General features: G+C 31.3%; 25 protein-coding genes. 19 read left to right on the top strand and 6 right to left on the bottom strand.

Annotation, left to right across the window (positions count from 1 at the left end; genetic code table 11):
• The first annotated feature begins 172 nt into the window (after positions 1 to 172).
• The 4 genes from KQI89_RS15345 (at position 173) to KQI89_RS15330 (ending at position 4309) form a co-directional block, all read left to right on the top strand.
• On the top strand, positions 173 to 1309 hold the full coding sequence (locus KQI89_RS15345; RefSeq protein WP_216457815.1) for an ABC transporter substrate-binding protein: 1137 nt from the start codon (positions 173 to 175) through the stop codon (positions 1307 to 1309).
• Between the two features lie 70 nt (positions 1310 to 1379).
• Positions 1380 to 2459: a FecCD family ABC transporter permease gene (locus KQI89_RS15340; protein WP_216457814.1), complete on the top strand. Its 1080-nt coding sequence runs from the start codon at positions 1380 to 1382 to the stop codon at positions 2457 to 2459.
• A 14-nt stretch (positions 2460 to 2473) separates the two neighbouring features.
• Complete coding sequence (locus KQI89_RS15335; protein WP_216457813.1) at positions 2474 to 3265, top strand: ABC transporter ATP-binding protein; 792 nt, start codon at positions 2474 to 2476, stop codon at positions 3263 to 3265.
• 204 nt (positions 3266 to 3469) lie between these two features.
• Positions 3470 to 4309 (top strand): class I SAM-dependent methyltransferase, encoded by an 840-nt coding sequence (locus KQI89_RS15330; protein ID WP_216457812.1) that lies wholly within the window; start codon positions 3470 to 3472, stop codon positions 4307 to 4309.
• A gap of 82 nt (positions 4310 to 4391) precedes the next feature.
• Here KQI89_RS15330 and KQI89_RS15325 read toward each other — a convergent pair whose 3' ends face one another.
• Positions 4392 to 5345, bottom strand: a complete 954-nt coding sequence (locus tag KQI89_RS15325) for a 2-hydroxyacid dehydrogenase (protein ID WP_032122977.1) — start codon at positions 5343 to 5345, stop codon at positions 4392 to 4394.
• Between the two features lie 275 nt (positions 5346 to 5620).
• Between KQI89_RS15325 and KQI89_RS15320 the strand changes: the two genes are divergently transcribed.
• Positions 5621 to 5779: a hypothetical protein gene (locus KQI89_RS15320; RefSeq protein WP_216457811.1), complete on the top strand. Its 159-nt coding sequence runs from the start codon at positions 5621 to 5623 to the stop codon at positions 5777 to 5779.
• A 239-nt stretch (positions 5780 to 6018) separates the two neighbouring features.
• Here the strand turns inward: KQI89_RS15320 and KQI89_RS15315 are convergent, their stop codons facing one another.
• Together KQI89_RS15315 and KQI89_RS15310 are read right to left on the bottom strand one after the other, a co-directional pair.
• Positions 6019 to 6444: a hypothetical protein gene (locus KQI89_RS15315; RefSeq protein WP_216457810.1), complete on the bottom strand. Its 426-nt coding sequence runs from the start codon at positions 6442 to 6444 to the stop codon at positions 6019 to 6021.
• 290 nt (positions 6445 to 6734) lie between these two features.
• Positions 6735 to 7052 (bottom strand): YmaF family protein, encoded by a 318-nt coding sequence (locus KQI89_RS15310; protein ID WP_216457919.1) that lies wholly within the window; start codon positions 7050 to 7052, stop codon positions 6735 to 6737.
• Positions 7053 to 7394: 342 nt separating this feature from the next.
• Between KQI89_RS15310 and KQI89_RS15305 the strand changes: the two genes are divergently transcribed.
• From KQI89_RS15305 to KQI89_RS15280, 6 genes are all read left to right on the top strand, one after another.
• On the top strand, positions 7395 to 7577 hold the full coding sequence (locus KQI89_RS15305; protein WP_216457809.1) for a hypothetical protein: 183 nt from the start codon (positions 7395 to 7397) through the stop codon (positions 7575 to 7577).
• Between the two features lie 1088 nt (positions 7578 to 8665).
• On the top strand, positions 8666 to 9301 hold the full coding sequence (locus KQI89_RS15300) for a metal-dependent transcriptional regulator (protein ID WP_216457808.1): 636 nt from the start codon (positions 8666 to 8668) through the stop codon (positions 9299 to 9301).
• A gap of 14 nt (positions 9302 to 9315) precedes the next feature.
• Positions 9316 to 10257: a metal ABC transporter solute-binding protein, Zn/Mn family gene (locus tag KQI89_RS15295; protein WP_216457807.1), complete on the top strand. Its 942-nt coding sequence runs from the start codon at positions 9316 to 9318 to the stop codon at positions 10255 to 10257.
• 27 nt (positions 10258 to 10284) lie between these two features.
• Positions 10285 to 11025, top strand: a complete 741-nt coding sequence (locus tag KQI89_RS15290; protein ID WP_216457806.1) for a metal ABC transporter ATP-binding protein — start codon at positions 10285 to 10287, stop codon at positions 11023 to 11025.
• 9 nt (positions 11026 to 11034) lie between these two features.
• Complete coding sequence (locus KQI89_RS15285) at positions 11035 to 12000, top strand: metal ABC transporter permease (RefSeq protein ID WP_216457805.1); 966 nt, start codon at positions 11035 to 11037, stop codon at positions 11998 to 12000.
• Positions 12001 to 13128, top strand: coding sequence for a metal ABC transporter permease (locus KQI89_RS15280; RefSeq protein ID WP_216457804.1), 1128 nt, complete (start codon positions 12001 to 12003; stop codon positions 13126 to 13128).
• A 250-nt stretch (positions 13129 to 13378) separates the two neighbouring features.
• Here the strand turns inward: KQI89_RS15280 and KQI89_RS15275 are convergent, their stop codons facing one another.
• Positions 13379 to 13969: a serine/threonine-protein kinase gene (locus KQI89_RS15275; RefSeq protein ID WP_216457803.1), complete on the bottom strand. Its 591-nt coding sequence runs from the start codon at positions 13967 to 13969 to the stop codon at positions 13379 to 13381.
• A 68-nt stretch (positions 13970 to 14037) separates the two neighbouring features.
• On the bottom strand, positions 14038 to 14937 hold the full coding sequence (locus KQI89_RS15270; protein ID WP_216457802.1) for an AraC family transcriptional regulator: 900 nt from the start codon (positions 14935 to 14937) through the stop codon (positions 14038 to 14040).
• A gap of 350 nt (positions 14938 to 15287) precedes the next feature.
• Between KQI89_RS15270 and KQI89_RS15265 the strand changes: the two genes are divergently transcribed.
• The 7 genes from KQI89_RS15265 (at position 15288) to KQI89_RS15235 (ending at position 22387) form a co-directional block, all read left to right on the top strand.
• Positions 15288 to 16751, top strand: a complete 1464-nt coding sequence (locus KQI89_RS15265) for a UDP-N-acetylmuramoyl-L-alanyl-D-glutamate--2,6-diaminopimelate ligase (protein ID WP_216457801.1) — start codon at positions 15288 to 15290, stop codon at positions 16749 to 16751.
• Between the two features lie 5 nt (positions 16752 to 16756).
• Positions 16757 to 17992 carry a dicarboxylate/amino acid:cation symporter gene (locus KQI89_RS15260; RefSeq protein ID WP_216457800.1) on the top strand — a complete coding sequence of 412 codons (1236 nt, stop codon included), beginning with the start codon at positions 16757 to 16759 and terminating at the stop codon, positions 17990 to 17992.
• A gap of 409 nt (positions 17993 to 18401) precedes the next feature.
• Positions 18402 to 18707: a CD3324 family protein gene (locus KQI89_RS15255; RefSeq protein ID WP_216457799.1), complete on the top strand. Its 306-nt coding sequence runs from the start codon at positions 18402 to 18404 to the stop codon at positions 18705 to 18707.
• Positions 18708 to 19064: 357 nt separating this feature from the next.
• Positions 19065 to 19550 carry a 50S ribosomal protein L7ae gene (locus KQI89_RS15250; RefSeq protein WP_216457798.1) on the top strand — a complete coding sequence of 162 codons (486 nt, stop codon included), beginning with the start codon at positions 19065 to 19067 and terminating at the stop codon, positions 19548 to 19550.
• 106 nt (positions 19551 to 19656) lie between these two features.
• The gene (locus KQI89_RS15245) at positions 19657 to 20196 is read left to right on the top strand and encodes a GNAT family N-acetyltransferase (protein WP_216457797.1); all 540 of its coding nucleotides are present in this window, start codon (positions 19657 to 19659) and stop codon (positions 20194 to 20196) included.
• 248 nt (positions 20197 to 20444) lie between these two features.
• Positions 20445 to 20861: an NUDIX hydrolase gene (locus KQI89_RS15240; protein ID WP_216457796.1), complete on the top strand. Its 417-nt coding sequence runs from the start codon at positions 20445 to 20447 to the stop codon at positions 20859 to 20861.
• A 380-nt stretch (positions 20862 to 21241) separates the two neighbouring features.
• Positions 21242 to 22387 (top strand): L,D-transpeptidase, encoded by a 1146-nt coding sequence (locus tag KQI89_RS15235; RefSeq protein ID WP_216457795.1) that lies wholly within the window; start codon positions 21242 to 21244, stop codon positions 22385 to 22387.
• 376 nt (positions 22388 to 22763) lie between these two features.
• Here KQI89_RS15235 and recQ read toward each other — a convergent pair whose 3' ends face one another.
• On the bottom strand, positions 22764 to 24902 hold the full coding sequence (recQ, locus tag KQI89_RS15230; protein WP_216457794.1) for a DNA helicase RecQ: 2139 nt from the start codon (positions 24900 to 24902) through the stop codon (positions 22764 to 22766).
• A gap of 210 nt (positions 24903 to 25112) precedes the next feature.
• On the opposite strand from recQ, the gene KQI89_RS15225 reads away from it, so the two are divergent.
• Positions 25113 to 25535 carry a MarR family winged helix-turn-helix transcriptional regulator gene (locus KQI89_RS15225; RefSeq protein WP_032122957.1) on the top strand — a complete coding sequence of 141 codons (423 nt, stop codon included), beginning with the start codon at positions 25113 to 25115 and terminating at the stop codon, positions 25533 to 25535.
• Positions 25536 to 26075 lie beyond the last annotated feature (540 nt).

The raw sequence follows: 26075 nt of genomic DNA, 5'->3' as shown, positions 1-26075 counted from the left end.
TTTGTAATAAATCTAGTTATTTAATTTATTGCAAATTAAAAAATCATTAAAGTTTAAGCTATTTAAAGATATTTATCACAAGCAATGGTTATATTTAATGCATATTATTATCAAAATCATAGAAATTCAATGAATTTTATTACTAAAACCACAGAAAATGGAGGGACTAGCTATGAAAAAAAGTAAAAAACTTTTATCCTTATTTTTAATATTTATATTGTCAGTAACCTTTTTGTACGGATGTGCCAAAAATGGTGAAACTAAACCCGCGGGAAATAATTCTAAAGAGGAAACTAAGATATCTATAAAAGATTCCACAGGAAAGGACATAGAGATTAATTTACCCGTAAATAAAGTAATAACCTTAAATAGACAAACTTCTGAAGCTTTAAAGGTATTAGGAGTAGGAGAGAAGGTAATTGCAACTGGAGATAATACTGTTAAATATAATCCTTATCTAGGTTTCAATGAGCTACCTGATCTTGGTGTGGATAAGATAAATATAGAGGAAGTGTTAAGTCTAAAGCCAGATATAGTCTTTGCTCACACAAATAGAAATACGGAAGTTTTAGAAGAAAAGCTTGAACCTGTAGGCATAAAGGTGGTTAGAATAGATAACTATCTACCGGAAAAAATGGATGAAGAGATGAGATTATTAGGGAAAATATTTAATAAAGCTGATAGGGCAGAAGAGTACATAAAGTGGAAAAATGATCTTGAAAAATTGACAACTGAAAGGGTAAAGAGCATACCAGATAATGAAAGAAAAAATGTTATGGCTCTTTCTTCAGGAGCATTAAATTCTAAAAATACCTTTAACATATTTCCAAGTAAATCTCAAGGAGGAAAGCCTGGTGTAGGGGAAGGGTATGCCACTATACTTGCAGGAGGAATGGACGCAGCAGGTGAACTAGAGTGGGACCCAACTAAGAAAAGTACTACAATAAATGTTGATAGTGAGTATGTTATAAGTAAAAATCCACAGGTAATTACTCTTAATGGAACTTGGCTTGGTGGATATAATGAAACTGATCCAGGTAAATTCAAAGAAGTTGTGGAAAACATAATGAAAAATGAAACTATAGCAAAATTAGAGGCAGGAAAAAACAAAGAAATGTATATTTTCCATACAGATATGCTTGGGGCTAATAAAAGATCCATAGGATTACTACAATTAGCTAAATATTTATATCCTGAAAAATTTGAAGATGTAGATGCTTTAAAATATGCTAAAGAATACTTCGAAAAGTGGATAGAAACAGACTATAAGGGCATATGGTTTTACTCTGTAAAGGATGATTTTAAATAGGAATTAGATTAATGGAAATGGGGTTCTTTCAAGAGAGCTCCATTTCAAAATAATTATTAGAGGGGCGCATATGGAAAATAAAAATAATTACTCTATAGAAAGTTTTTATAAGGAATTTATTAAAAAGAAAAAATTTATATTAGTTATATTAATAGCATTAACCTTATTTACTATGACGTTTTCTATAAGCATAGGATCTATGAAGTTTACCTTTAAACAGGTTTTAGTAGCCATATTTGGGGATATATTAGGACTTCAAAGTGAGGAAATGACCCAATATGTTATATTATCTATAAGATTTCCAAGAGTTATGTTAGCAGTAATTTCAGGTATGGCTTTAGGGGCTGCTGGGGCAGTTATGCAAGGGATATTAAGAAATCCTCTAGCAAGTCCCTATACCTTAGGAGTTTCAAGTGGAGCGGCCTTTGGAGCGGCCATAGCCATTGTTATGGGAAAAAGTATATTTGGGTTAAAGCTTGTACAGACCTCTCCTTTTCTAATTGCTTTTAATGCCTTTGTATTTGGAGCCTTGTCTCTAGCCTTAGTATATTTGATAGGAAAAATAAAAGGAGCAACTACAACTATACTATTATTATCAGGAGTTGCTGTAGGAAGTCTTTTTTCCGCAGGAATTTCTGTGCTTAAATATTTTTCCAATAATGAGGCTTTAAGAAATTTAGATCTTTGGCTTATGGGAGGATTTTGGGGTGCTAATCTTAAAAACATAAAGATATTATCACCTGTAATACTTCTTTGCTTTATAATTCTCATTAAATATTCTTCGGATATAAATGCTTTGTCCATGGGAGAGGACATAGCAAAGACCCTAGGGGTAAATGTTAAAAGAACAATACTTTTAACCCTTATTACGGTGACATTTATGGCTTCAGCAACCATTGCTTTTAGTGGGGTAATTGGTTTTGTAGGTCTCATTGCTCCACATATTAGTAGAAACATTTTAGGTTCAGATAATAAGTACCTAATTATTGGCTCAGCTTTTGTAGGGGCTTTGCTTTTACTACTTTCAGATACCTTAGCAAGAACCATAATATCTCCTATAGAAATTCCAGTAGGTATTGTGACTTCATTAATTGGAGCGCCATTTTTTATCTATATATTGGTTAAAAAGGATAAAAAACATTGGGAGTAAAAGGAGAGAGCATAATGAAACATAAGAATTTAGAAAAGCCGCTACTTGATATAAAAGACTTAAGCTTTGCTTATTCTTCAAGGGAGATATTGAAGGATATAAATATGGAGTTATTTAAAGGGGATATTGTGAGTATAATAGGGCCAAACGGGGCGGGTAAAAGTACTTTATTAAAGGCCATTGCCAATATTTTAAGTGTGAAAAAAGGCAACATAACTATAAAAGATATGAATTTAAAGGACATACCTCTAAAGGAACTAGCAAAGATTCAGGGGTATGTACCCCAGAATTATAATAGCTCTTTTAAGATAAATGTAATGGAAGTTATGCTTATGGGGAGAAAGCCTCATGTGAGTTGGTCTGTTACTAAAGAGGACTTGAAAGTAGTGGAGAGGGTAGCTGAATATTTAGGACTTCAGTCTATGATTCAAAAGGATATAACAGAGCTTAGTGGAGGAGAAAGACAAAAGGTTATGATGGCTAAAGCTCTAGTTCAAGAACCAGATATATTATTGTTAGACGAGCCTACCTCAGCTTTAGATATAAAATATCAGCTTGAGGTATTAAACCTTTTAAATAATCTATCTGAAAAGGAAAATAAATTAGTGATAATGGTTATGCATAACTTAGAAATGGCAGCTAGGTTTTCTAATAAACTAATACTTTTAAAGTCCGGAAAAATCCATTCTTTTGGAGAGGCAGAAGAGGTTTTAACAGAAGAAAATATTAGGGATGTATATGAGGTTGAGGTTAAAATCTTAAAGGATGATTTAGGGTTTAGAGTGGTTCCTTTAAAGGGTATTTAAAAATTTATATAATAGAGTTTTCGCCTTTAGATGGAGTTTTTACTCTCTCTAAAGCTTAGAAGTTGTTATTCATGGACGTAGCCGCACTTTATTCCTACTTTGAAAAAGATGGGTCTATTAGAGCGGTTAGTCATGGGATAAAGCCTATTTAAAAAACTTAAGTTTTCTAAATAGGCTTGGGAAATACACCCCCGGGGGTCAGAAATGGAGATAAATATGTATTTAGGTTGCAAGTTTAATTTAGATTTTAATAAGCTATGGTTAGAAGGAATGAAGGATGGAGAGGGACAGCTTTCAGAAAGGATGAAAAAGGACGAAGAAGAGGAAAAGTTCTGGCAGGACTTTTTTAACAAAAATCGAAAAGGTGCCTTGGGTGATAAGGAAATAGCTCCTTTAAGAGAGAGATTAGTAGGACTTCTTAATAAAGACTATAATGTGTTAGAGATAGGACCTGGGTGGGGTAATTATAGTTATGCCATTGCAGAAAAAGTAAAGAAGTTAACCTGTATAGATATATCTAAAGCTGTAATTAACTTTGTAGGCAGTGAAGCTGAAAAAAGAAATATTTTCAATATGGAATTTATACATTCTAAGTTTGAAGATTTTCATGCTAAAGATAGTTATGATGTGGTTCTTGGGGTAAATTGTTTCTACAGGATGAAGGATATGAGAAATGTGATTCAGAAAATGACTAGCTGTGGTAAAAATTTACGTATAATAGGTATGACCTCAGGGCCAGATAGACCACACTATTTAGAGTTACATGAAAAGGTTGGATACGAAATTGATTCACCTAGAAGAGATTATATCCACATATATAATATACTTTACGAAATGGGGTTATATCCCAATGTAGAAGTAGTTGATTTAAAGAGAGATTTTGTTTATGAAAGTCATGAAGAATTAATCAAAGATAATGTAAAGAAAATTCTTGGGAAATATGATTTGAAAGAAGTAGAAAAATCCATATTGAAAAGGGTTAAAATTAATGATGGCAAGTATGTATATGCCCATGAATTCAAAGGTATACTTATTTATTGGTAAGAAGATTTAGACAGGAAACACGGGAAATAACACCCCCGGGGGTCTTTGCCCCCCGGGGGTGTTATTTCCCGTGTTTTCAGGGTTATTTCATCAAGTTTTGTGGAGTTCCTTGTAGCCATTTTGAAATATTTTCAAAGGTTATGTTTGCTCTTCTTACAATAGCTTCTTTAGTAGCAAAGGCTATATGTGGTGTAACCACAGTATTTGGAGCTTTTAGCATTGGATGATCTTCTGAAAGTGGTGGTTCTATGTCGAACACATCTACGCCAGCGGCAGCAATAAGCTCATTTTCAAGGGCTTCACATAAAGCTTTTTCATCTACCACAGGACCTCTAGCTGTATTTATAAGTATGGCAGAAGGCTTCATAAGAGAGAGCTCTTCTTTTCCAATTAACCCTTTGGTTTCCTCTGTCAAAGGAACATGAAGAGATACTATATCACTTTCGGAAAGAAGTTCTTTAAGAGTTACATATTTAACTCCTAAGTCAGAAGCCTTGTCTCTTTTACTTCTACTATAAGCTAAAATATTGCAACCAAATACTTTAGCTATTTCCGCTACCTTCATTCCAATAGCACCAGTTCCTACAATACCTAAAGTTTTTCCATAAAGCTCATTTTGACTAAAGCCATCCTTAGTTTTGCTTTCACGAGTAGCTTTGTCCAAAGGAACTATATTTCTAAGAGTTGAAAGTATAAGTCCAAAGGTTAGCTCAGCTACGGAAAATGTGCTATATCCAGCAGCATTACAAACTACTATGTTATTTTCTCTGCAAGTTTTCATATCTATATGATCAACTCCTGTAAAAGCAACAGAAATCATCTTTATATTAGGATTTGAAGCTATAGCATTTCCGCTAAGAGGCATATTAGCAACAACTAGTATCTCAGCACCTTCAATCCTTTCAAGAAGCTCTTCTTCGTTACAAGGTCTACTTGCATAAGATATTATTTCATGACCTAAATCTGTTAAAGAAGATCCAATTTCTAAAAGTTCTTCTCCTGATATTCCTAAAGGCTCTAACACTACGATTCTCATTAAAACGTACCCCCTATGTTTTATTAATAAAAAGTTTTACACTTAACATTATAACCCTAAAAAATAAAAAATGAAAAGATAACAAAGGGTAAATCATGGACAAAATATTTAATTTGAAAGATTAAATTGAAAGTTTAGTATAGATTGAAAACTTATGATTAACATTGTGTAAAATTTAAGAGAAACTATTACATTTCATATAAGCTTAGGGTATAATTGTTGCTATAGTAATTTACGGTATGAATTAATTTACCTCAAGAATAGGAGGGGCAATTATGAGAAACAAAGAATATAATTTAATTCAAAAGATAGGGCTTGGTATTTTAATACCTGCAGCATTTGTTTTCTTTACAATCTTGGGAGATCCAGTGGCCTTTAAGGATTTGGTTATGGAGATTTACGGTGTAAAACAGCCTGTTAAAAATAAAAGATAAGAAGCTTATGAATTAGGAGTGCATTTTAGCGCTCCTAAAATTTTAGGGAAAATTATCATTAAACCTAATCCTAGAAGAGTAGTATGTTAAAATAAAATCTTAAATATGAATTCCTTAGTAGGTGAATATTTCCTTAAAGTAATATTAATATTTAAGTATCTAACGAAGAAAAAGGTTCTTATGGGTAGAGTAGTTAACATTAAAGATGGGAAATAAAGATTTTAAGGACTTTAAATATTTTAGCTAGTATTTAGCTTGAATTTTAAATGCTTTAATAACAAGTCTGTATTACCTTTAAAACTTAAAAATATAGTTCTATCCTTATTATCAAAAACCAATAGGTAAGGGTCTTCCTGCTCTGGAAAGATAACAATAATTTCATCTACAAAGGCATTTATCCATTGATTCTTTATCATTGCAGGTGTTTCAAAAGGAATTTTAATCATATAGCCACTATTAGGAATGGGATTAAATTTGGCATATACTCCTGTTATTCCTTTAATATAATTTTCGGCTTCTCTTTGTATTTTGGAAGTTAGGGGAGTTCTTTTTACAACGGATTCTTGATTTATATGAAAGATTTCAACATGTATACTTTCTGCAGCTGAAACCTTCATAGAAAATAAAAGTAAACTAAATAAAACAATAGCTATTTTTTTAAACATAAACACCACCTCATAACTAGTGTTCCCAAAAGGTTATCAAGCTATTTTAAAATAAGCCTTTTTAACAAAGAATATTTTGCCATAACATTTTGGATAATTATCACATTGTTTATATACAGTAAACAGGGTGTGAATAATATGTGAATGTAACTGTGGACAACCTGTTGATAAGGTCACTTTTCTGTGGATAAGTCTTTATATTTGGAAATACATCGGGAAATACACCCCCGGGGGTGTATTTCCCAAAAAGGGAAGGCAATATGCCTTCCCTTGATATATTAATATTTAGTTTAAACAAGTGGACTATTTATTTGAGTAGTAAATTGGAACTGATGGAAGTGACCATCGTCAATAGTAGTTACGCCATTTACAACGTGAACATGCTTATTAGTACCAGGGATAGGGATATCAGGACCAGTTGTTACACCTATCTCATGGTGATGATCAAGAAAATCTGTATTAGATAATATAGCATGAACGTGTCTACCATTTCCTATTGGAATGACTTCACTAGTAACGCCTGCAAGACGATGATTATGTCTATCGTCTCCAGTTTCAGCTAATTTAGTGCTTTGCTCAAATTCGTGTACGTGAGTTTGTGTTGGCATGCATCTTTTATTATTTGAGTTTACGCAATTATCCAAACCATTCACCTCTTTATAAATTTAGAAAGGCTATATTCTACCTTTCTTCTATATAATATGAGAAATGTCGAAAAATGCTCATAATTTTTACTAACCAATACCTTAATATTTATCTTTGATACTAAAACTTTTATTTAGAATTGTGTATTTTTCTAACTTAATAATATAATATAAAGTAGACAGAATTTCTGGTTTGAGCTGAATTTTAAATTTCATTTGAAATTTAGGCTTGGTTATTCAGAATATTAGGATGGCTACGCTAGAGTGATAGTCCTGTCCTAAAACAGACAAAAAGGGGATGAATAAATGGAAGTACAGGTTTTTTTAAAAGGTAAAAAGGAACCCATTATTTACAAAGGTGATAGAATAGATGTATTAGATTTTGAGATGAATGGAATTAAGTATAAGCAGATTCGTTTCTTTCGAAAGGGATTTAGCAAAAGCGAATTAATTGAAGATACTATAATTAATAAGATAGTTAAAAAATAATTTCAAATAAACAGAGTCATTGGGTTAATAAATAGCTTTGCCACATTTTGAACCTAGAAATCCTTATTCAAAGATGTAACCGCTCTTTATATTTACCCCCACCTTGAAGAAGAAGGGAGTATTAGATCGGGTAGTCACGGGATAAAAAAAGTTTTGATTAAAATGTATTTTTTAGATTATTAACATAAAAATAAAAACAATCCACAGCTAAAGCTATAAAATTAGCAAGACTGTGGATTGTTTTATATTTGTGAAATATTTTTCTATTTAACTATATAGGATTTCTTTTCTCATATTTTGTGCATAGATATACTAGAATAAGAATCTTGGATTAATCATAACAACTTCATTAAAAATATGGATTGTAATAATTCTACGTAAACACAGTGAAACTTTAAAATCTTCTATGATTTTGCAGTTAATTCTAATAAGGGGGGTTCTTGACTTAAAGTGGAGTTTTGGCTCTTGTGAACCTTAGAAATCTTTATCTAGAGCTGTAACCTTTCTTTACTCTAATCTAAGCAGATACACAAATCTACTCTGCTGATTGAATTGCTTACTCTTCTAATACTCTTCCAGCACTCTTCAAGTATTTTTGACTACTCATCTCAGATTATTAAGAGGAATTTCATGAACAGATACCATCAATCTATGAATTGGTGATAGTGGCTTAAGTAATTAGCAAAACTTATCATGTTTTGTGAAGTGCTACTCTTTTAATATTCATATGAGGCTATTAAGAGGAATTTCCTAAACCGATATCCTCAACCTATGACTTGGTGATAGTGCCTTAAGTAGGGAACCAAGATTTGTGATGTTGTATGAGTCTTTTAAAAGGAGAACCAAAATTTATAATCTTGTGTGAAGTCCTTACTTTTTAAATACTATTCCAGTGCTCAGCTGAAGCTATCAAGATGGGTTGCTTTTAAAAAACTATTAGGATGAGACTTGTAGGATTAAAATTTATTAACAATCTATTAATAATGATAATTATTATCAGTTAGTATTCACATTTTTGTGTTTAGGTGATATTATGAATATAAGTTAGGCATACCTAAATTAATTTTGTATGATGTTTGGAGGAAGTTATGACTAGAAATAAAGAGGATTATTTAAAGGTAATTTATGAGCTTGGAGGCCATCTTACTCAGGTTAATAATAAAGATATAGCTAATGTTTTAGGAGTTTCTGCTCCATCTGTTAGCGAAATGATTAAAAAACTTTTAGAAGAAGGATATCTTGAATACACGCCTTATAGAGGAATAAAGCTTACGGAATACGGTATAGAAGAAGCTGTAAAAATACTAAGAAGGCATCGGTTATGGGAGGTTTTTCTTGTGGAACATCTTGGATATAGCTGGGATGAGGTTCATGATGAAGCGGAAAAACTTGAACATGTAACTAGCTTGGAGTTAGAAAAACGTCTTGATAAGTATCTTAATTACCCAAAGACTTGTCCTCATGGTGGTCCTATTATGCGAGATGAAATAGGTGTCTCTAAACATAGAACATTAGATTCAATATCTGTTGGAGAGAGTACCACTATACGTCGTGTGGTGGATGAAAAAGAACTTTTGAAATATATATTTAATTTAGGGTTAAGTATAGGAGCGGAAATTACGGTTATAGATCTAGCGCCTTATAATGGGCCTATTACTTTAAGGAATAATGGAAAAAATATAATTATAGGGCGAGAGGCTGCAAAGAATATTTTTGTGGATTAAAGGAGGAATTTTTAATGAAAAAATATATAAGTTTTGTACTTATTTTAGTTATTACAACAATTTTTATTGCAGGTTGTGGTTCACCAAAGGATAAGAGCGTAAATTCTAACAAGGGTGAAAAATTTAAGGTAGTTACTACTACTACAATGCTTGCTGATGTTGCAAAGCATATAGGTGGGGATTATGTAGAAGTTAAGGGATTAATGGGACCTGGAGTAGATCCACATTTATATAAGGCTAGTGCTGGAGATGTTACATTAATGCAAAAGGCTGATATGGTAGTTTATAATGGCCTTCATTTGGAAGGGAAAATGGGAGAGGTATTTGAGAATTTAACAGGTAGTGGAAAGTTAATTGTATCTGTGGCTGATGGAGTAAATAAAGAAGCTTTAATGAAATCAGAAGACAGTGCTAATGCCTATGATCCTCATATTTGGTTTGATGTGAACATTTGGAAAGATGCAGCGGTAGAGCTTACAAAAGGTCTAAAAAATTTGGACAAAGATCATGCTGATGAATTTGATAAAAATTTAAAAGCTTATTTGGCAGAGTTAGATAAACTTAATGAATATATAATGCAAAAAACAGCAGAATTACCTGAAAAGAGCAGAGTACTTATAACTGCACATGATGCATTTAATTATTTTGGAAAAGCCTATGGATTTGAAGTTAAAGGGCTGCAGGGAATAAGTACAGCCTCTGAAGCTGGTACTGCTGATGTTCGTGAACTTGCAAACTTCATTGTAGATCGTGAAATTAAGGCAGTATTTATTGAATCTTCAGTACCTAAAAAAAATATTGAAGCGCTTCAAGAAGCAGTAAAAGCTAAAGGTTTTGATGTGAAAATTGGAGGAGAGCTTTATTCAGATTCAATTGGAGATGCAGGTACAGAGGCAGAAACCTATATAGGAACATTTAAAAGTAACATTGATACAATTGTTAATGCTTTAAAATAACCACAGTAGGGTTAGGAGGAATTTAACATGGAAAATAAACAGGATTATATAATAGAAGTTGAAGATATGACAGTAGCTTATCAAGTTAAGCCAGTTTTATGGGATGTGGATCTTAAAATCCCAAAGGCTGTTTTAATGGCAGTAGTAGGACCTAATGGAGCGGGAAAGTCCACATTAATTAAGGCTATGCTAAATTTAATAAAGCCTATTTCAGGAAAAGTCTTATTTAATGGACAGTCTTATAAAGAGCAAAGACGTCATATAGGTTATGTGCCTCAAAGTGGAAGTGTAGATTGGGATTTTCCAACTAGCGTATTAGATGTAGTTCTTATGGGACGCTATGGAATGTTAGGATGGATAAAAAGGCCTTCATCAGAGGATAAAGCTAAAGCTATGGAGGCTTTAGAAAAAGTAGGCATGAAGGATTTTGCAAATAGACAAATAAGTCAATTATCTGGTGGGCAGCAGCAAAGGGTATTCCTTGCAAGAGCCTTGGTTCAAGAGGCGGATATATACTTTATGGACGAACCCTTTCAAGGAGTAGATGCTAAAACAGAAAAGGCTATAATTTCTCTTTTAAAGGAATTAAGAGAAAGAGGCAAAACTGTAATAGTTGTTCATCACGATCTTCAAACTGTTCCAGAGTATTTTGATTGGGTAACTTTATTAAATACTCAAGTTATAGCTAGTGGTCCTGTAAGTGAGGTCTTTACAGAAGAAAATCTAAATAAAGCTTATAAAAGTACAGGACAAATTTTGAAAAGGTAGGTGAGGAATTTGAATGTGGTAAAGCTTATTTTAACAGATTATACTTTGCAGATAGTAGCTCTAGGCGCTGCAATTTTAGGAATAATAAGTGGAGTTCTTGGAAGCTTTGCAGTTATTAGAAAAGAGAGCCTTTTAGGGGATGCGGTTTCCCACTCTGCTCTACCAGGTATTGCATTAGCATTTTTAATAACTCAAAGTAAGAAAACAGAAGTTTTACTTTTAGGAGCGCTAATATCTGGACTTTTATCTACCTTTTTAATTCTTTCTATAGTTAAATACTCAAGAGTTAAATTTGATAGTGCACTGGCACTTATATTATCAGTTTTTTTTGGAGGAGGAATTGTCCTTTTAACCCATATTCAAAAGATTCCTAACGCAAACCAGGCTGGGCTGGATAAGTTTATATTTGGGCAGGCCTCCACTCTTCTTAAAAGAGATGTTTGGATAATGGGGATTTTAGGAATTATATTAATAAGTTTAGTTATAATTTTCTGGAAAGAGTTTAAAATGGTGTCCTTTGACTCCGAATTTGCTGAAAGTCTTGGATTTTCCGTAAAAAAGGTAAACTTATTGTTATCAATTATGATAGTAACAGCCATTATTGTAGGGCTTCAAACTGTAGGGGTTATACTAATGAGTGCGATGCTTATAGCACCAGCGGTGGCCGCTCGTCAGTGGACAGATAAACTTTCTCTTATGGTGATCCTTTCATCAGTATTTGGGGCTGTATCAGGTATTATTGGAACAGTTCTAAGTTCAGTAGTATCTAAGCTACCTACAGGGCCTATGATAGTAATAGTTATAAGTATAATTGTAATTTTTAGTTTGATTTTTGCACCTAATAGAGGCTTATTGTGGAAGGTCTTTAGAAATTACAAAAATAAGAAGGAAATAAAAAGTTACTTTAATAAAAGAAATAATGGTAAAAAAGATATAATATCTTTAGAAGACTATACTAGGAAGGAGGGGGTATAAATGTCTCCACAATTAGAAATTCAAATTATAGCAGTAATAGTAGCGGTAGCTTGCTCACTTCCAGGAGTGTTTTTAGTTTTAAGAAAGATGTCTATGATGTCTGATGCAATAACCCATACTATCTTGCTTGGAATTGTAATTGCATTTTTTATGACACAGAATTTATCATCGCCTCTTTTAATAGTAGGGGCAGCTGTGGTGGGAGTGTTAACTGTATTTTTAACTGAAATGCTTAATAGCACTAAATTAGTTTCAGAGGATTCTGCTATAGGAATTGTGTTCCCACTGCTTTTTAGTATAGCAATAATAATAATTTCAAAATATGCAGGTTCAGTGCACTTAGATACTGACTCCGTACTATTAGGAGAGTTGGCATTTGCCCCTTTTAATCGTATGAAGGCATTTGGAATAGATATAGGAGCTAAGGCTATTTATTCTATGGGGGCAATACTTATTATAAATTTATTATTCATAATAGTATTCTTTAAAGAACTTAAGATAGTAACCTTTGATCCAGCCTTAGCAGCGGTTTTAGGCTTTGCACCTGCTCTTATACACTATAGCTTAATGACTATTGTCTCAATAACTGCTGTTGGAGCATTTGAATCTGTAGGTTCTATTTTGGTAATTGCCTTTATGATAGGACCACCAGTAACAGCGTATCTACTTACAGATGACCTAAAATCCATGATTATTTTAAGTGCCTTAATAGGAGCAATAAATGCTATAACAGGCTATCAGTTTGCAGCATTTTTAGATGTTTCAATAGCTGGTTCCATGGCACTTATGACAGGAATAGCATTTTTAATAGTATTTGTATTTGCTCCTAAGAGAGGGCTTTTAACAACTATAAGAAGACGTAACTTCCAAAAGGTAGATTTTGCAGAAAAGTCTATGGTTTTTCATATATATAATCATGAAGGCACTTATAATGAGGAGCTAGAGTGTGGATTAAGTACTATTCATAATCATCTTCATTGGGAGGATAAATTTTTAAATTCCATAGTAGAAAAACTTAAAGAAGAAGGAAAAATCTATATAGAAAATGACATTATAAAACTAACAGACTCAGGAAGAGAGTATGGAATAAGAAGCTATAATGAAATAGTCTCTGGATTAGAGCATTAAAGATATAGAATTTAAGGTTACTTTAAAATATTCCCTATAGAATAGACCATTTTTAAAGTGTCTATTATATAGGGGATATTTTTTAATTTGTATAAATTTTGTATTTTTTTACCTTTGTAAATTTCATGTCTTTTTTATCTAATCTCATTAATTTTTGGTGGAATCCATTTGCCACAATCTTAGTTAAAGCTTACTTTTGAACATGGAGAAATTTTTTACTTGAAGCATGAAAAAATTTTGTATTATTTACTTAGCTCTCATATGTTTCTTTTATATATTTATCTATTTCAGGATACCAACTTTTATAAAACTTAGGTTCGTTATCCTTTAGAGCCTGAAGGAAAGTATCCAATACTCCTAATTTGTATAGACCCTTTGAGAGATGCCTTGGAAAGGATCTTTCTTTAGTGTAAAATTTCTTAGGATCAATAACCTTTAATATGCCATTTGGTTGCACGAAAATATCTTTACAGCGTATATCGATTTTTGTAAAATTAAGAGATATAAATTCTTTTAAAAGTTCTATAATCTTTAATGAAAGTTCTTCATCTAGCCCATTTTTGGCTATGTAGTGACTTAAAGACTCACCAGGCACACATTCTCTTATCATGTAATTCCCGCCAACCTCATAGAGTCTTGGAAAATATTTATTACCATTTACCGCCTCTAAGATAGCATACTCACGTTCAAAGCTTTTATGCTCAAAACAAATCTTAATAACATTTCCATCTGGTAGTAAGTATACTATCCCATTATTCCCCCTGCCTAAAAATTCGCAATCCAGCAAGTTTATGTCGAAATTATGGTATGGACCTTTTACACTCTTATGGTCTGATGACATATATACACCTTCCAAATATTAATCTTTTATAAATACTATGAATATAGCCATTAATATAATACGAGTTCTTAGCTATGTTTATGAATATTATAGGAATTTTCTAGCTCCAATATGGTTTTATAGTACTTTTTAGGAGATAGACCGAAGCTTTTTTTGAAGGCGCGTACAAAGCTAGAATAATCTTTAAAACCGCATTCTATAGAAACCTCTGTTATAGATAGCCCTTTTTTTATAAGAGCTATGGCGGAAATTAGCCTCTTTTGCTGTATATAGCTATGAAGTGTATAGCCCGTTTGATCCTTAAATTTGTGCATTAGATAATACTTGTTTATATAGAACCTTGAAGATATACTTTCTATAGATAAATCTTCAGTAAGATTTTCATTTATATAACCTAAGATAGCTTCTATAGTATGATCATATTCTACATCTATTTCATTTTCATTAATATCTCTTGTAAGAAAAAGCCTATTAAGATAAACCATAAGTTCAATAAATAAGGCATTTTTAAGTATAGAACTTCCAAAATCTTTACTATTAATTGCATTTTCAAGAGAAAATAAAGTGTTTTTTATGATTTTAATATTTTCAGCATTTAAACGAAGAAGATTAAGTTTTTCTTTAGAAGACAGCTCAAAGCAGCTAAGCAAGTTGCTGTTACTACTATTATGCATCTCAAGAAATCTAGAGTTTACCCATAAAACTATCCTTTCATAAGGTTCTTTGGCACTTATTACAGGCCTGTGAACTTCATTACTACTTATAAAAAGTAGATCCCAAGGTTTAAGTTTATAGGATTTCCCTTCTATAAAATAAGTTACAGCTCCAGATATAAATACAACTATTTTATTAAATTCATGATAGTGTGATTCAAAATCCATAACCTTTTTATCTTTTAAATGGAAAAATTCAAAGTCACCATGGAGATATCCTCGCTTGATATTTAGAATTTCTTCCTTATGTTTCATTTTATCAACTCCTTTTATCCAAGGTCTAACAGCTCTATCACTTCATCTTTTATAAGATTGACATAAGAGACAGAATAACCCTAGATAAGTTCTTTTAACATCCAGCGGAGTAAGATATTAATCTTAATCAAACTCTACCTGAGGCTCTGAATTACTTAATAGGTTGTAAATTATAAGCTAAATCTATGATTTTACTTGTTTTATCCTATGGATACATGTGAAGTAGTTCAAGCCATAATTTTACTACATTTACATTATAGCAGTTTTTGCAATATTTAAAGCAGTTTTAGCTATAAACATTGTAAAAATTATAGATATAATAATATTAACTACTAAAAGGAGTGAAGTAAATGAAACTATATGAACTTTTAAATGAATTATCTTATGAAATTATTCAAGGAAGTACAGATAAAGATATTAAAAATCTATGCTGGGATTCAAGAAGAATTAAGGAAGAATCCCTATTTATAGCTGTGAAAAATAAAAATGTTGATAGACATGTTTTTATAAAAGAGGCAATAAAAAAGGGAGCTATAGCTCTTATTGTAGAAAATGAAGTGGAGGATATCCCTAAAGATATTACAATAATAAAGGTTAAAAACTCCAAAAAGGCAATGGCCATTATTGCAAATAAGTATTATGGTGAGCCTTCTAAAAATTTTAATCTTATTGGAGTTACAGGAACCAATGGAAAAACCTCTGTAACCTATTTTATTTCAAAGATTTTTAATGGTTTAGGCAGGAAGTCAGGAATCATAGGTACCGTTGAAAATAGTATAGGGGGAAAGAAGCTCACAGTAGAAAAACTTAATCCTACAACTCCAGATTCCATTGAGCTTCAAGAATCCTTTTATGAAATGCTAAAAGAAGGTGTAGAGCATGTAGCTATGGAGGTGACATCATCAGCCCTTGGAGGAGAGAGGGTATATAAATGTGATTTCAATATTGGTGTGTTTACTAATTTTACTCAGGATCACCTTGAAGAGCATGGAACCATGGAAAATTATAAAAAGGCAAAGATGAAATTATTTAAAATGTGTAAAAAAGGAATTATTAATGCAGATGATTCAATTGCAGAAGAAATAAAGGAAAACGCAACTTGTGATATTGTAACCTATGGCATAGATAAGGAAGCGGATTTTAGGGCTTTTGATATAAAATATTCCGCTACAGGAGTTAATTTTTCTCTGAACTATAAAGGGCTTATAAAAAATATAGTTCTTAATGTTCCAGGAAAATTTAGTGTGTATAATGCACTAGCAGCAATTAGTGCCTGCTATTTATCAGGACTTAATTTAGATGAAATAATACTTGCCCTTCAAGGGATTCATGGGGTACCAGGTAGATTTGAAGGGGTACAAAATAATGAAGGTATCTTGGCAGTTGTAGATTATGCTCATAGCCCAGATAGTCTTGAAAATATTTTAACCTCTTTAAGGGAAATCTCAAAAGGAAATATAATAACTATATTCGGATGTGGAGGAGACAGAGATAAAACTAAGAGACCTATAATGGGGGAGATAGCAGGGAATTTATCTCACTTTTGCATTATAACCTCTGATAATCCTAGAAGAGAGAATCCTATGACGATAATTAACAATATAGAAGAAGGTATGATAAAAACCCAATGTGAATATAAAAAGATTGAGAATAGAAGAGAGGCTATTTTTATGGGACTTAGAAGAGCAAAACCTGGTGATGCAGTTATTATAGCCGGTAAGGGACATGAAACTTATCAAATAATTGGAGATGAAACTATACATTTTGATGATAAAGAGGTTGTTAGAGAATTCTTTGAAGGATTAAAGAGGTAATTGATATGAAATTATTAAAAGCATACAGATCCTCTATTATATTATTAGGTTCTATAATTATGGGAGGAATTATAGGAAGTGTTATGGGACCTAAAGCCGTGGTACTTCAACCATTAGGAGATTTATTTTTAAATTTAATGTTTACTATAATTGTTCCCTTAGTATTTTTTAGTGTTACTTCAGCAATTAGTAATATGTCTAACATTAAAAGACTGGGCAAAATTATGCTAAGTATATTTTTAGTGTTTACTATTACGGCTCTCATAGCTGCAGTAATTAGTGTTATAGGTGCCTTAGTTATAAATCCTACTAAAGGGGTGGAGATATCCACCATAAAGACATTAATAGATCAATCAATAGGTGAAGCAGAGCAAATAAAGCAAAAGGGATTATTAGAGCATCTTGTAAATACTTTTACAGTAAATGACTTTATGGCTTTAGCTTCTAAAAGAAATATGCTTCAACTTATTATATTTTCAATAATCTTTGGTATTTCTACAGTAATGGCTGGAGATAAGGCGAGGCCTCTTATTAATTTTTTAGAGGCTGGATCTAAGGTAATGATGAACATGGTGAAAATAGTAATGTACTATGCACCTATAGGATTAGGAGCTTACTTTGCTTCTATTATTGGGCAGCTTGGTTCTCAAATACTTCAAGGATATATCAGAGCTTTTATTCTTTATTTGGTTCTTTCTTTAATTTATTACTTTGGATTTTTTACTATATATGCCTTTATAGCAGGAGGAAAATCTGGCATTAAAATATTTTGGAAAAATGCCATATCACCTTCTGTAACAGCACTTGCCACTTGTTCTAGTGCTGCATGTATACCTTCTAATTTAGAATATACAAAGAAAATGGGAGTTACAGATGACATAGCAGAAACCGTAGTGCCACTAGGAGCCAATATTCACAAGGATGGTTCTGTTATGGGAGGGGTAATAAAAATTACATTTCTTATGGGCTTGTTTGGACAGGATATAATGAGCTTTAAAGCCATACTTGGCATAGTCCTTGCATCCTATTTAGTTGGAGCTGTAATGGGAGCTATCCCAGGAGGAGGTATGATCGGGGAGATGCTAATTATAAGTGTTTATGGTTTTCCACCAGAAGCATTACCTATAATGGCAGTTATAAGTACTATTATAGATGCACCTGCAACTGTACTTAATTCTGTAGGAAACACAGTGTGCGCTATGATGATAACAAGGGTAGTTGAAAGGAAAAAGGTAAGTTAAAGATCAAATATATAGGTTGAGGTTTTCATGAAAATATTTTATAATATCTATATTACAAGTCATATGGAAGGAAAATTATTATGATTTATAAACATGAATTAGGATCTCAAGTTACTCCGTGCGAAGGCCATAAGAATAATGTCGGCTATACTTTGGGCGGAGACTGTTTATTAAAATAGCTGATGCTAGAAAGATATGGCTACATTTGGCTCCTTTATAATTTCCTTAAAAAAGCATTATAAAGAGCTTGGTTTAGTGTACCTATTTTTAAGCATCATGTGTTTTAATAAAATGGGATTGTAGATTTGTTTCTTTAATATAGAATCAGAGCTGCCACAAATATAGTTTTTGTGGCAGCTTTTTTATGGTTTTTGCTTCAAACCAAAATAAGTTTTGGAGGAGTAAGACTATGAAATATATTAATGCGAAAAATGTGCTACCGGATGAAATAATAAAAATAATTCAAGAATATGTGAATGGTGAATATTTATATATACCTATAAAAAATGGAGAAGAAAAGTCTTGGGGAGAAAAAAGCGGTGCAAGAGAGAGTTTAAAGAGAAGAAATGCTGAAATTTATAGTAGATATAATAATGGTGCTACAGTTTTAGATTTGGCAGAGGAATATTATCTTTCAGATAAAAGTATAAGGAGAATTATTGGTGCAGAGAAGAAGTTATATGAAAAAACTCTAAAGAATAAAAAAATAGATTAATTAACTTTTGATAAACATTATACTAAGATTAAAATTTAGAATAATACTTTTTATGAGCCTCAGACTAAGATTTAGAATAATATTCTTGATGAACCTCAGACTAAGATTTAGAATAATATTCTTGATGAACCTCAGACTAAAATTAAAATTTAGAATAATATTACAAAGGAGCTAGTTCTATTTGGCTCTTTTTATTTATCTTAAAAACCAATAGGGGTATAATTACAATATAAGGCATATATTGATTATATTGATAAATATATTAAGACCGTGTTATAGGGGAATCAGCTACTATTTATAGCTTTAAGACGATTTAGTTACTTAGCATTTTTCATATTAAATGAAGGGGGCAGGAAAATGAATTATAAAAAAAGAATGGTATTAATAACTATGACAATTATGATAATTAGCTTACTTATGGGATGTGGTAATAACATTATGGATAAAGTTTACAATAATAACAGTAAAATAGCTAATGAATCTGATAGTTTTGGATTAGATAAAAGTGAAGAAACAGTAAAAGAGGAAAGATATAAGGGAAAGCTGAAGTTAAGTGGCAGTGGAACTATTTGGACATATGAAAGTGATGAGGATTTTGATTTACAAATTCCATATACCTTATCAGTAAAAAGTGGAAAGGCAAAGATTGTTTTAATATCACCTGACAATACAGTGGTCACTCTTGTAGAGAATACAGCTAAAGCTAATGTAGAGGGAAAAACAACTATAACTGCACCAATTAAAAAGGGTACTAATCGTATAAAATTAATAGGTTATGAAAAAGCAGATATTGATGTTGAATTAAATATAGATAAAGGCACATTTAAAAAAATAAGTTTTTAATAAGATCTTTAAAAAAGTTTAAATTAAGTGCTCTATAAAAATTAAAATGAAGAACAGTAAAATAAAAGAAATATAATTTAAAGTTAGTAATTAGGGGGGATATAGGATGACTATTTTAGACACAGAAAGATTAATATTAAGAAGGTTTTCTTATGATGATTGGAAAGATATACATGAATATTTATCCGATGAAAAGGTAGTTCGCTTTGAACCTTATGAACCCTTTTCAGAAGAAGAAAGTAAAGAGGAAGCCTATTACAGAGCAAAAAGTGAAGCATTTATAGCAGTATGTTTAAAAGAATCTGGAAAGGTAATCGGCAATCTTTATTTTGAAAAGCAGGATTATGAAACTTACGAATTAGGATATTTATTTAACACTGATTATTGGAAAAATGGTTATGCCACAGAAAGTGCCAAAGCTCTTATAAATTATGCATTTAAAGAATGGAAGGCACGACGAATCATTGCAATGTGTAATGCAAAAAATGAACCATCCTGGAAGTTGCTTGAAAGACTGAACATGAGACGTGAGGGACATCTACGTCAAAACATATATTTTAAGACTAATAGCAATGATGAGCCTATATGGCAAGATACCTATGAGTATGCAATTCTTGCATCAGAATGGGAAGAACTTGGGAAGTAATATTATTATTAAGTAAAGGGTCGGGGAGTAAACGGTGTTAATAACAAGAAATTATAGTATTTCGGCTGAAGATTATGTAAAGGTGAAGAGGTTGTGAGGTAATGGTTATATATTATGAATCATAGGTGAGATAAAAATGTTGTGAGGTAATGGTTTTATATTATGAATAAATAGGTGAGATAAAAATATTGTGATGGAACAGTAATTTTAGAGGAACTAAAGATTATTCATATAATAGGAGAGAGAAAATGAATATAGAATTTAATGTGATTGCTGCTTTTCACAGCAATAGAGAGCATATTCTCATGTGCAAGAGAAGAAAGAATCCCTATAAAGGGTTATACAATTTAGTGGGAGGAAAGATTGAAAATGGCGAAGATGGACTGAGTGCCGCTTATCGAGAATTGGAAGAGGAAACGGGTATTTCTAAAAATGATATTATATTAACACATTTAATGGATTTTACATATTATTTACACGGTATTAAGGTTGAAGTGTATGTTGGGCGTTTAAATAAAGAGATTGCTGTATATGGAGATGAGAATGAGTTGGAGTGGGTAGGATTAAATCAGAATTTCTTTGATGCTTCAAGGTTTGCTGGAGAAGGCAATATAGGGCATATAATGGAACATATATATTTATCTAAACAGATACTTTTAAAATAGATTTTATTAAATTACAAAATTATAAAGGAGATTTAAAATTTTGATAAATTATGATTTTATTAAAAATTTTTATTGTTTACTATAGTAGGAATAATATTTATTAATGTAACACATATTTTATTCTCTTCAAAAGACACACGTCAACTAGGTGCAATTACATCTGCTATCTTATATTTAGCATCAATATATGGCTCTATTAATCTAACAAAAAATAGAAGTAAATTGTGAATTAAACCATATTCTTTTGTACTTAAAAAATAATGAACCAAATTAGGAAGATGATTTCTGTATTAAGCAGGAGTCATCTTTTTCGATGTTTATTGATTATTTTTTTATAAGTATGGCAATAATTTAAACAGCGATTCAAAAGGAGAGGAAACATGGTTAAATATTTTCAAAAGAAAAATTTAATTATTATATTTTTAATTTTAATTATTGTAGTATACAGTATTCTTTGTTTAAATTTTTATAATAACAACTTGTTAAAATTCAAGAAATGTTTTGATAATGGGGAGTATATAAAAGCTAATTCAATTATTTTAAATGAAGGAAGTTTTAATCTTATAAAAAAAGTTAAAATTAATAATGATTTGAATGTATATTTTTCGGATTTTATTGAAGAATTAAAAACTAATCATGAGAACAATATGGTTTCGGAAGAGCATGTAGCTTATATACTAAAAGAAATTGAGAGATATAACAGAGATAATTCTAAGGTTAAAGAGTTAGAAGAAGCGCTCCCTTTATTAACAAATTCAAAAAATGAGTTTGAAAAAGGGGTAGAGTTATTTAATAATAAAGATTACGCAGATGCTATGAAAAGTTTTAATAAAGTAAGTCCATTTTTCCCTGAATATCTAGAGGCTTTAGATTACGAAAAGAAATGCCACCTTTCCATAAAAGAGGATACTTTGACTAAAGCTAATGAATTAGCAAGTGGTAAATACTACTCTAAAGCTATATCCTTAATTAAGGATAATTTAGATTTACTTAAAGAGGATAAAGAATTATCAGATAAAATTAGAGAATATGAAGATGAAAAAAATAAATATATTACTTCAAAAGACAACGAAGACTCGCAAGCTGTATTTAAAAACCAGAGAGCTTTTTCAAAGGATACCATAAACACTTTTGGTATAGAAAGTGGGACTAATTATCTTGTTTTTGTGAGTATAAATAATCAAAAAACCTATGTGTACAAGGGAAGTAAAAATCAATGGTCTTTAGTTAAAGAGTTTTTATGTTCTACTGGAGTAAAAGGAAATGAGACACCTAAAGGATCATTTACCGTAAAAAATAAAGGGGATTGGTTTTATACTCCTAAATATGAGCAGGGAGCTAAGTACTGGGTAGGATTTAAGGGAAATTATCTTTTTCATTCTTTACCCTTTGATAAAGAAAAGAAAAATGTGGTAGACACTACCCTAGGTGAACCAGCCTCTCACGGGTGTATTAGGTTAAAGGTTGATGAGTCTAAATGGCTATATGATAATATACCTATAGGATCAAAAGTTGTTGTTAATTAAAAAGTAACTACTGGATATTAAAAATAGTAATTATAAATAATTAAATATCCCTAGGTACTACAAATTTACTTGGATAGGTAATCAGTAAAATAAGTCTATAAAATAATAGGATAGAAACTTTTAGTTTCTATCCTATTATTTCTCTGATGTATAGCAACACCAGAGAACTTTTTTTAAATATTAGAAGTAGTCTCTAATCCCATATCAAATATACCCTAGTATACAAGGAAAACTTTTTCTAAACTTTAGGGGTAGGACTTAAATTTTTAAGTAAACACCATTTAAAGAATTATTGATTTTATGAAAAATACTATTATCTTCTACAAGCTAAATGTATGTGAGAATTGGATAAAGTAAGTTATACAGTGATTAAATATTATATCAAGTTGTGCTTGCAGATAACAGATTTTATTGCCATATAGTCTATATCCTCTGGCAATATATCTTTTATAGGTCTCAACTTTTCAGCGCCTACTTTTTTTATGGCTTCTAATATGGCTTCTTCACTATGCTTGGGTATGAAGTCATCTAGATTTACATCTAATCCTTCTAGGACACAGTCCATAATATGTTTTTGTATAGTGGTGGAAGTTAAATTTCTTGACTTAGCTATTTCTTCTAAGGTCATGCCTTCTTTGTATAAATTATAGGTTTCATAGTAGCTTTTTACCTTCTCACCCATAACAGTTTCCTTAGCAGATGATTTTGATGAGGCAGTGCCTGGATTTCTTATAATCCCATTTTCTCCAACATAATTTTTTATTACTTCTAAAAATCTATCTCCGTACTTTTCTAGTTTGTTTTTACCTACACCTTTTATCTCTGAAAACTCTGTTTCTGTTAAAGGCAATCTACTGCTTAATTCCTTAAGAGTGGAATCAGGGAAAATAACATAAGGTGGAAGATTTAGCTCTTGAGACATAGATTTTCTTAGAGCTCTTAGTAAATTAAATAGGGTTTCATCTTCTTCTCTCACTTTTTCAGCTTTTCTTATTTGAATAAATATGCTTTCTTTATTTTTTAGAGCTATTTTTGCTTTAGAGGTTAACTTTAATAGGGGGTATTGCTCACTAGTCATTAATAGATATCCATCTGCAATGAGTTTATTTACTACTTCCTCTAAAAACTTTCGATCATAATTTACCATTAAGTTATAGGTAGATAATTTATTTAAACCTAGTCTTAATATCTTTTGGTTTTGAGAGCCCTTTAAAATATCTATAATGGTATTAACTCCGTAACGCTCTTCAGCTCTATATACACAGGAAAAAATCATTTGAGCCTCTGTGGTTATTTCCTTTAATTCATTTTCATTTATACAGTTACTACAGTTATTACAGCTGTCTTCTGTTTCTTTTTCTCCAAAGTATTCTAATATAAATTTTCTAAGACATTTTTGTGTGTAACAATAGTCCACCATGGTTCTAAGGTTATTATAATCCTGAGATTTTTTGTATTCATCCATGGGCGAGTTATCTATGAAATATTTTTGAGTTTGAATATCTTTGTTATTAAATAATAAAACACATTCACTAGGCTCACCATCACGACCAGCACGCCCGGCTTCTTGGTAGTAGGCCTCTAAGTTTTTTGGAATAGCGTAATGTATGACATAACGCACATTGGATTTATCTATACCCATGCCAAAAGCGTTGGTAGCAACCATTATATTAAAATTATCATACATAAAGTTTTCTTGCATTTCGGCTCTTGTGCTTTCATCTAACCCAGCATGATATATTCCAGATTTATATCCCTTTTTGTTTAATAAATTAGATAACTGCTCTGTCTCTGCTCTAGTGGAGGTATAGATTATTCCACTTTCATCTTTCCTATTATCAATGTAATCTAAAATAAAGTTATCCTTATTTTCTCCCCTAAATACTTTAAGGGTTAGGTTTTCCCTGTTGAATCCTGTAAAAAATACATTAGGACTATTTAGGGCTAGTAGATTTATTATATCCTTTTGAACTAAATCTGTGGCAGTAGCTGTGCAGGCTAATACTGTAGGTCTTGGGTTAATATTATTTATAAAATCATTGATTTTTCTATAGCTAGGTCTAAAATCATGACCCCATTTTGATACGCAGTGAGCCTCGTCTATTGCTACTAAGGGAATTTTTATATCTATATTTCTAAATAAATAATTTATATTATCTAATCCTTCAGGAGCTAAGTATACTAATTTATATTTATCGTTAGATATATCTATAAGTCTTTCAGAAACTTCAGCTTTACTAAGGGTGCTGTTTATAAAGGTGGCTCCTATGCCTAAACTGTTTAGTCCATCAACCTGATCCTTCATAAGGGAGATTAATGGAGATATTACTAAAGTTACACCATCTAAAAGTAGTGCTGGAATCTGGTAACATAAGGATTTACCTCCACCTGTAGGCATAATTACAAAGGTATCATTACCAGATGCTATGCTATTAATGGCCTCACCTTGACCTTTTTTAAAGTTTTCGTAGCCAAAATAATTTTTTAATAAACTTAGGGTTTTTTCTCTGTACATTTATATTCCTCATTTTAATTTATATTTAGTTTAATTATTGACCTGTTTTAATAAAGTAATTCTTTTTGTAATTGATTTTTAAAATCACTATATTCATTTTACCACAGTTGCAATTTTGTAAAAGACACATTTTAGCATCAAACACATTACGTTTGCCCTTTTAATAATTTAAATGTATAATTTATGTAAAATAAATTAGGGGGATATTTAATGTTTGATTTGGATTGTTGTATTGGATTTTTAACTAATGTTCAAGCAAAAAAGCTTTCTGATGCCTTCAATAATAGATTGTCAGACAGAGGGATTACTAGAGTTCAGTGGATTACAATGTACTATTTAAATAAATATAAAACTTTAACTCAGATGGAGTTAGCAGATAAACTTAACATAAAACCTTCCTCTGTGGTTAGGCTTATGGATAGGATGGAGAGAGACAACTACATTCAAAGGCTCAAAAATCCAGAGGATAGAAGATCTTATAATCTTACTTTAAGTGAAGAAGGTAAAAAATTTTGGAGTGAAGTAGAAGGTGAAGGAGAAATAATGAATAAAATATTTACAGAAAATATTTCTCAAGAGGACCTAGAGGTTTTTAAAAGGGTATTGGAGCAGATGGTGGAAAATACAAAATAAAATTTTTAGGGAAGGCTGTTTCATAGAGGAGATATGGGTTAGCATTTGAACCTTCCCCAAGGGATATCATTAGGGCTTACACGAAATTATATAAAGCAGTTAAAGCTATAAAGGTTTATTTATAGAAGATATAAGAAGACCTAGGGTCTTAATTAAGGGTTATTTATAGAAGATATAAGAAAATCTAGGCTCTTAATTAAAGGTCTATTTATGGAACAGATAAGAAAACTAAGCTCTTAATTTAAGGTAATGAAGATACTTAAATCAAAATAATATACATGATTTAGCAGGATGAAAGCACCTAGAGTAGAAGAATATACATATTAAGATAAGAAAAATAGCTATAAGGCTATTTCTTTTTTTGCCTATTTTATCATAGATAATATTTAAAGTCATAACATATGAAATAAACAGAAATTTTGTCTTAAAAGGGGGCAGTGCTCTCAAAGGTTTAAAAATACTTACCAAGGTTATAGGTTATAGGTTAGGGGTTAGGGGTTAGGGGTTAGGGGTTAGGGGTTAGGGGTTAGGGGTTAGGGG

The sequence above is a fragment of the Clostridium simiarum genome (genome assembly GCF_018919175.1).
Lineage (GTDB): Bacteria > Bacillota > Clostridia > Clostridiales > Clostridiaceae > Clostridium_L > Clostridium_L simiarum.
Note: the sequence above shows the minus strand (reverse complement) of the source record. Positions and strands in the feature narration are given on the sequence as shown.

Bases quoted from the DNA above. Each gene is read 5' to 3' on its own strand.
- KQI89_RS15310 (WP_216457919.1), bottom strand. From the start codon at position 7,052: ATGCCAACACAAACTCACGTACACGAATTTGAGCAAAGCACTAAATTA.
- KQI89_RS15320 (WP_216457811.1), top strand. From the start codon at position 5,621: ATGAGAAACAAAGAATATAATTTAATTCAAAAGATAGGGCTTGGTATT.
- KQI89_RS15305 (WP_216457809.1), top strand. From the start codon at position 7,395: ATGGAAGTACAGGTTTTTTTAAAAGGTAAAAAGGAACCCATTATTTAC.
- KQI89_RS15270 (WP_216457802.1), bottom strand. From the start codon at position 14,937: ATGAAACATAAGGAAGAAATTCTAAATATCAAGCGAGGATATCTCCAT.
- KQI89_RS15335 (WP_216457813.1), top strand. From the start codon at position 2,474: ATGAAACATAAGAATTTAGAAAAGCCGCTACTTGATATAAAAGACTTA.
- KQI89_RS15290 (WP_216457806.1), top strand. From the start codon at position 10,285: ATGGAAAATAAACAGGATTATATAATAGAAGTTGAAGATATGACAGTA.
- KQI89_RS15280 (WP_216457804.1), top strand. From the start codon at position 12,001: ATGTCTCCACAATTAGAAATTCAAATTATAGCAGTAATAGTAGCGGTA.
- KQI89_RS15275 (WP_216457803.1), bottom strand. From the start codon at position 13,969: ATGTCATCAGACCATAAGAGTGTAAAAGGTCCATACCATAATTTCGAC.
- recQ (WP_216457794.1), bottom strand. From the start codon at position 24,902: ATGTACAGAGAAAAAACCCTAAGTTTATTAAAAAATTATTTTGGCTAC.
- KQI89_RS15295 (WP_216457807.1), top strand. From the start codon at position 9,316: ATGAAAAAATATATAAGTTTTGTACTTATTTTAGTTATTACAACAATT.
- KQI89_RS15315 (WP_216457810.1), bottom strand. From the start codon at position 6,444: ATGTTTAAAAAAATAGCTATTGTTTTATTTAGTTTACTTTTATTTTCT.
- KQI89_RS15340 (WP_216457814.1), top strand. From the start codon at position 1,380: ATGGAAAATAAAAATAATTACTCTATAGAAAGTTTTTATAAGGAATTT.
- KQI89_RS15245 (WP_216457797.1), top strand. From the start codon at position 19,657: ATGACTATTTTAGACACAGAAAGATTAATATTAAGAAGGTTTTCTTAT.
- KQI89_RS15265 (WP_216457801.1), top strand. From the start codon at position 15,288: ATGAAACTATATGAACTTTTAAATGAATTATCTTATGAAATTATTCAA.
- KQI89_RS15225 (WP_032122957.1), top strand. From the start codon at position 25,113: ATGTTTGATTTGGATTGTTGTATTGGATTTTTAACTAATGTTCAAGCA.
- KQI89_RS15325 (WP_032122977.1), bottom strand. From the start codon at position 5,345: ATGAGAATCGTAGTGTTAGAGCCTTTAGGAATATCAGGAGAAGAACTT.
- KQI89_RS15235 (WP_216457795.1), top strand. From the start codon at position 21,242: ATGGTTAAATATTTTCAAAAGAAAAATTTAATTATTATATTTTTAATT.
- KQI89_RS15240 (WP_216457796.1), top strand. From the start codon at position 20,445: ATGAATATAGAATTTAATGTGATTGCTGCTTTTCACAGCAATAGAGAG.
- KQI89_RS15345 (WP_216457815.1), top strand. From the start codon at position 173: ATGAAAAAAAGTAAAAAACTTTTATCCTTATTTTTAATATTTATATTG.
- KQI89_RS15300 (WP_216457808.1), top strand. From the start codon at position 8,666: ATGACTAGAAATAAAGAGGATTATTTAAAGGTAATTTATGAGCTTGGA.
- KQI89_RS15330 (WP_216457812.1), top strand. From the start codon at position 3,470: ATGGAGATAAATATGTATTTAGGTTGCAAGTTTAATTTAGATTTTAAT.
- KQI89_RS15255 (WP_216457799.1), top strand. From the start codon at position 18,402: ATGAAATATATTAATGCGAAAAATGTGCTACCGGATGAAATAATAAAA.
- KQI89_RS15260 (WP_216457800.1), top strand. From the start codon at position 16,757: ATGAAATTATTAAAAGCATACAGATCCTCTATTATATTATTAGGTTCT.
- KQI89_RS15250 (WP_216457798.1), top strand. From the start codon at position 19,065: ATGAATTATAAAAAAAGAATGGTATTAATAACTATGACAATTATGATA.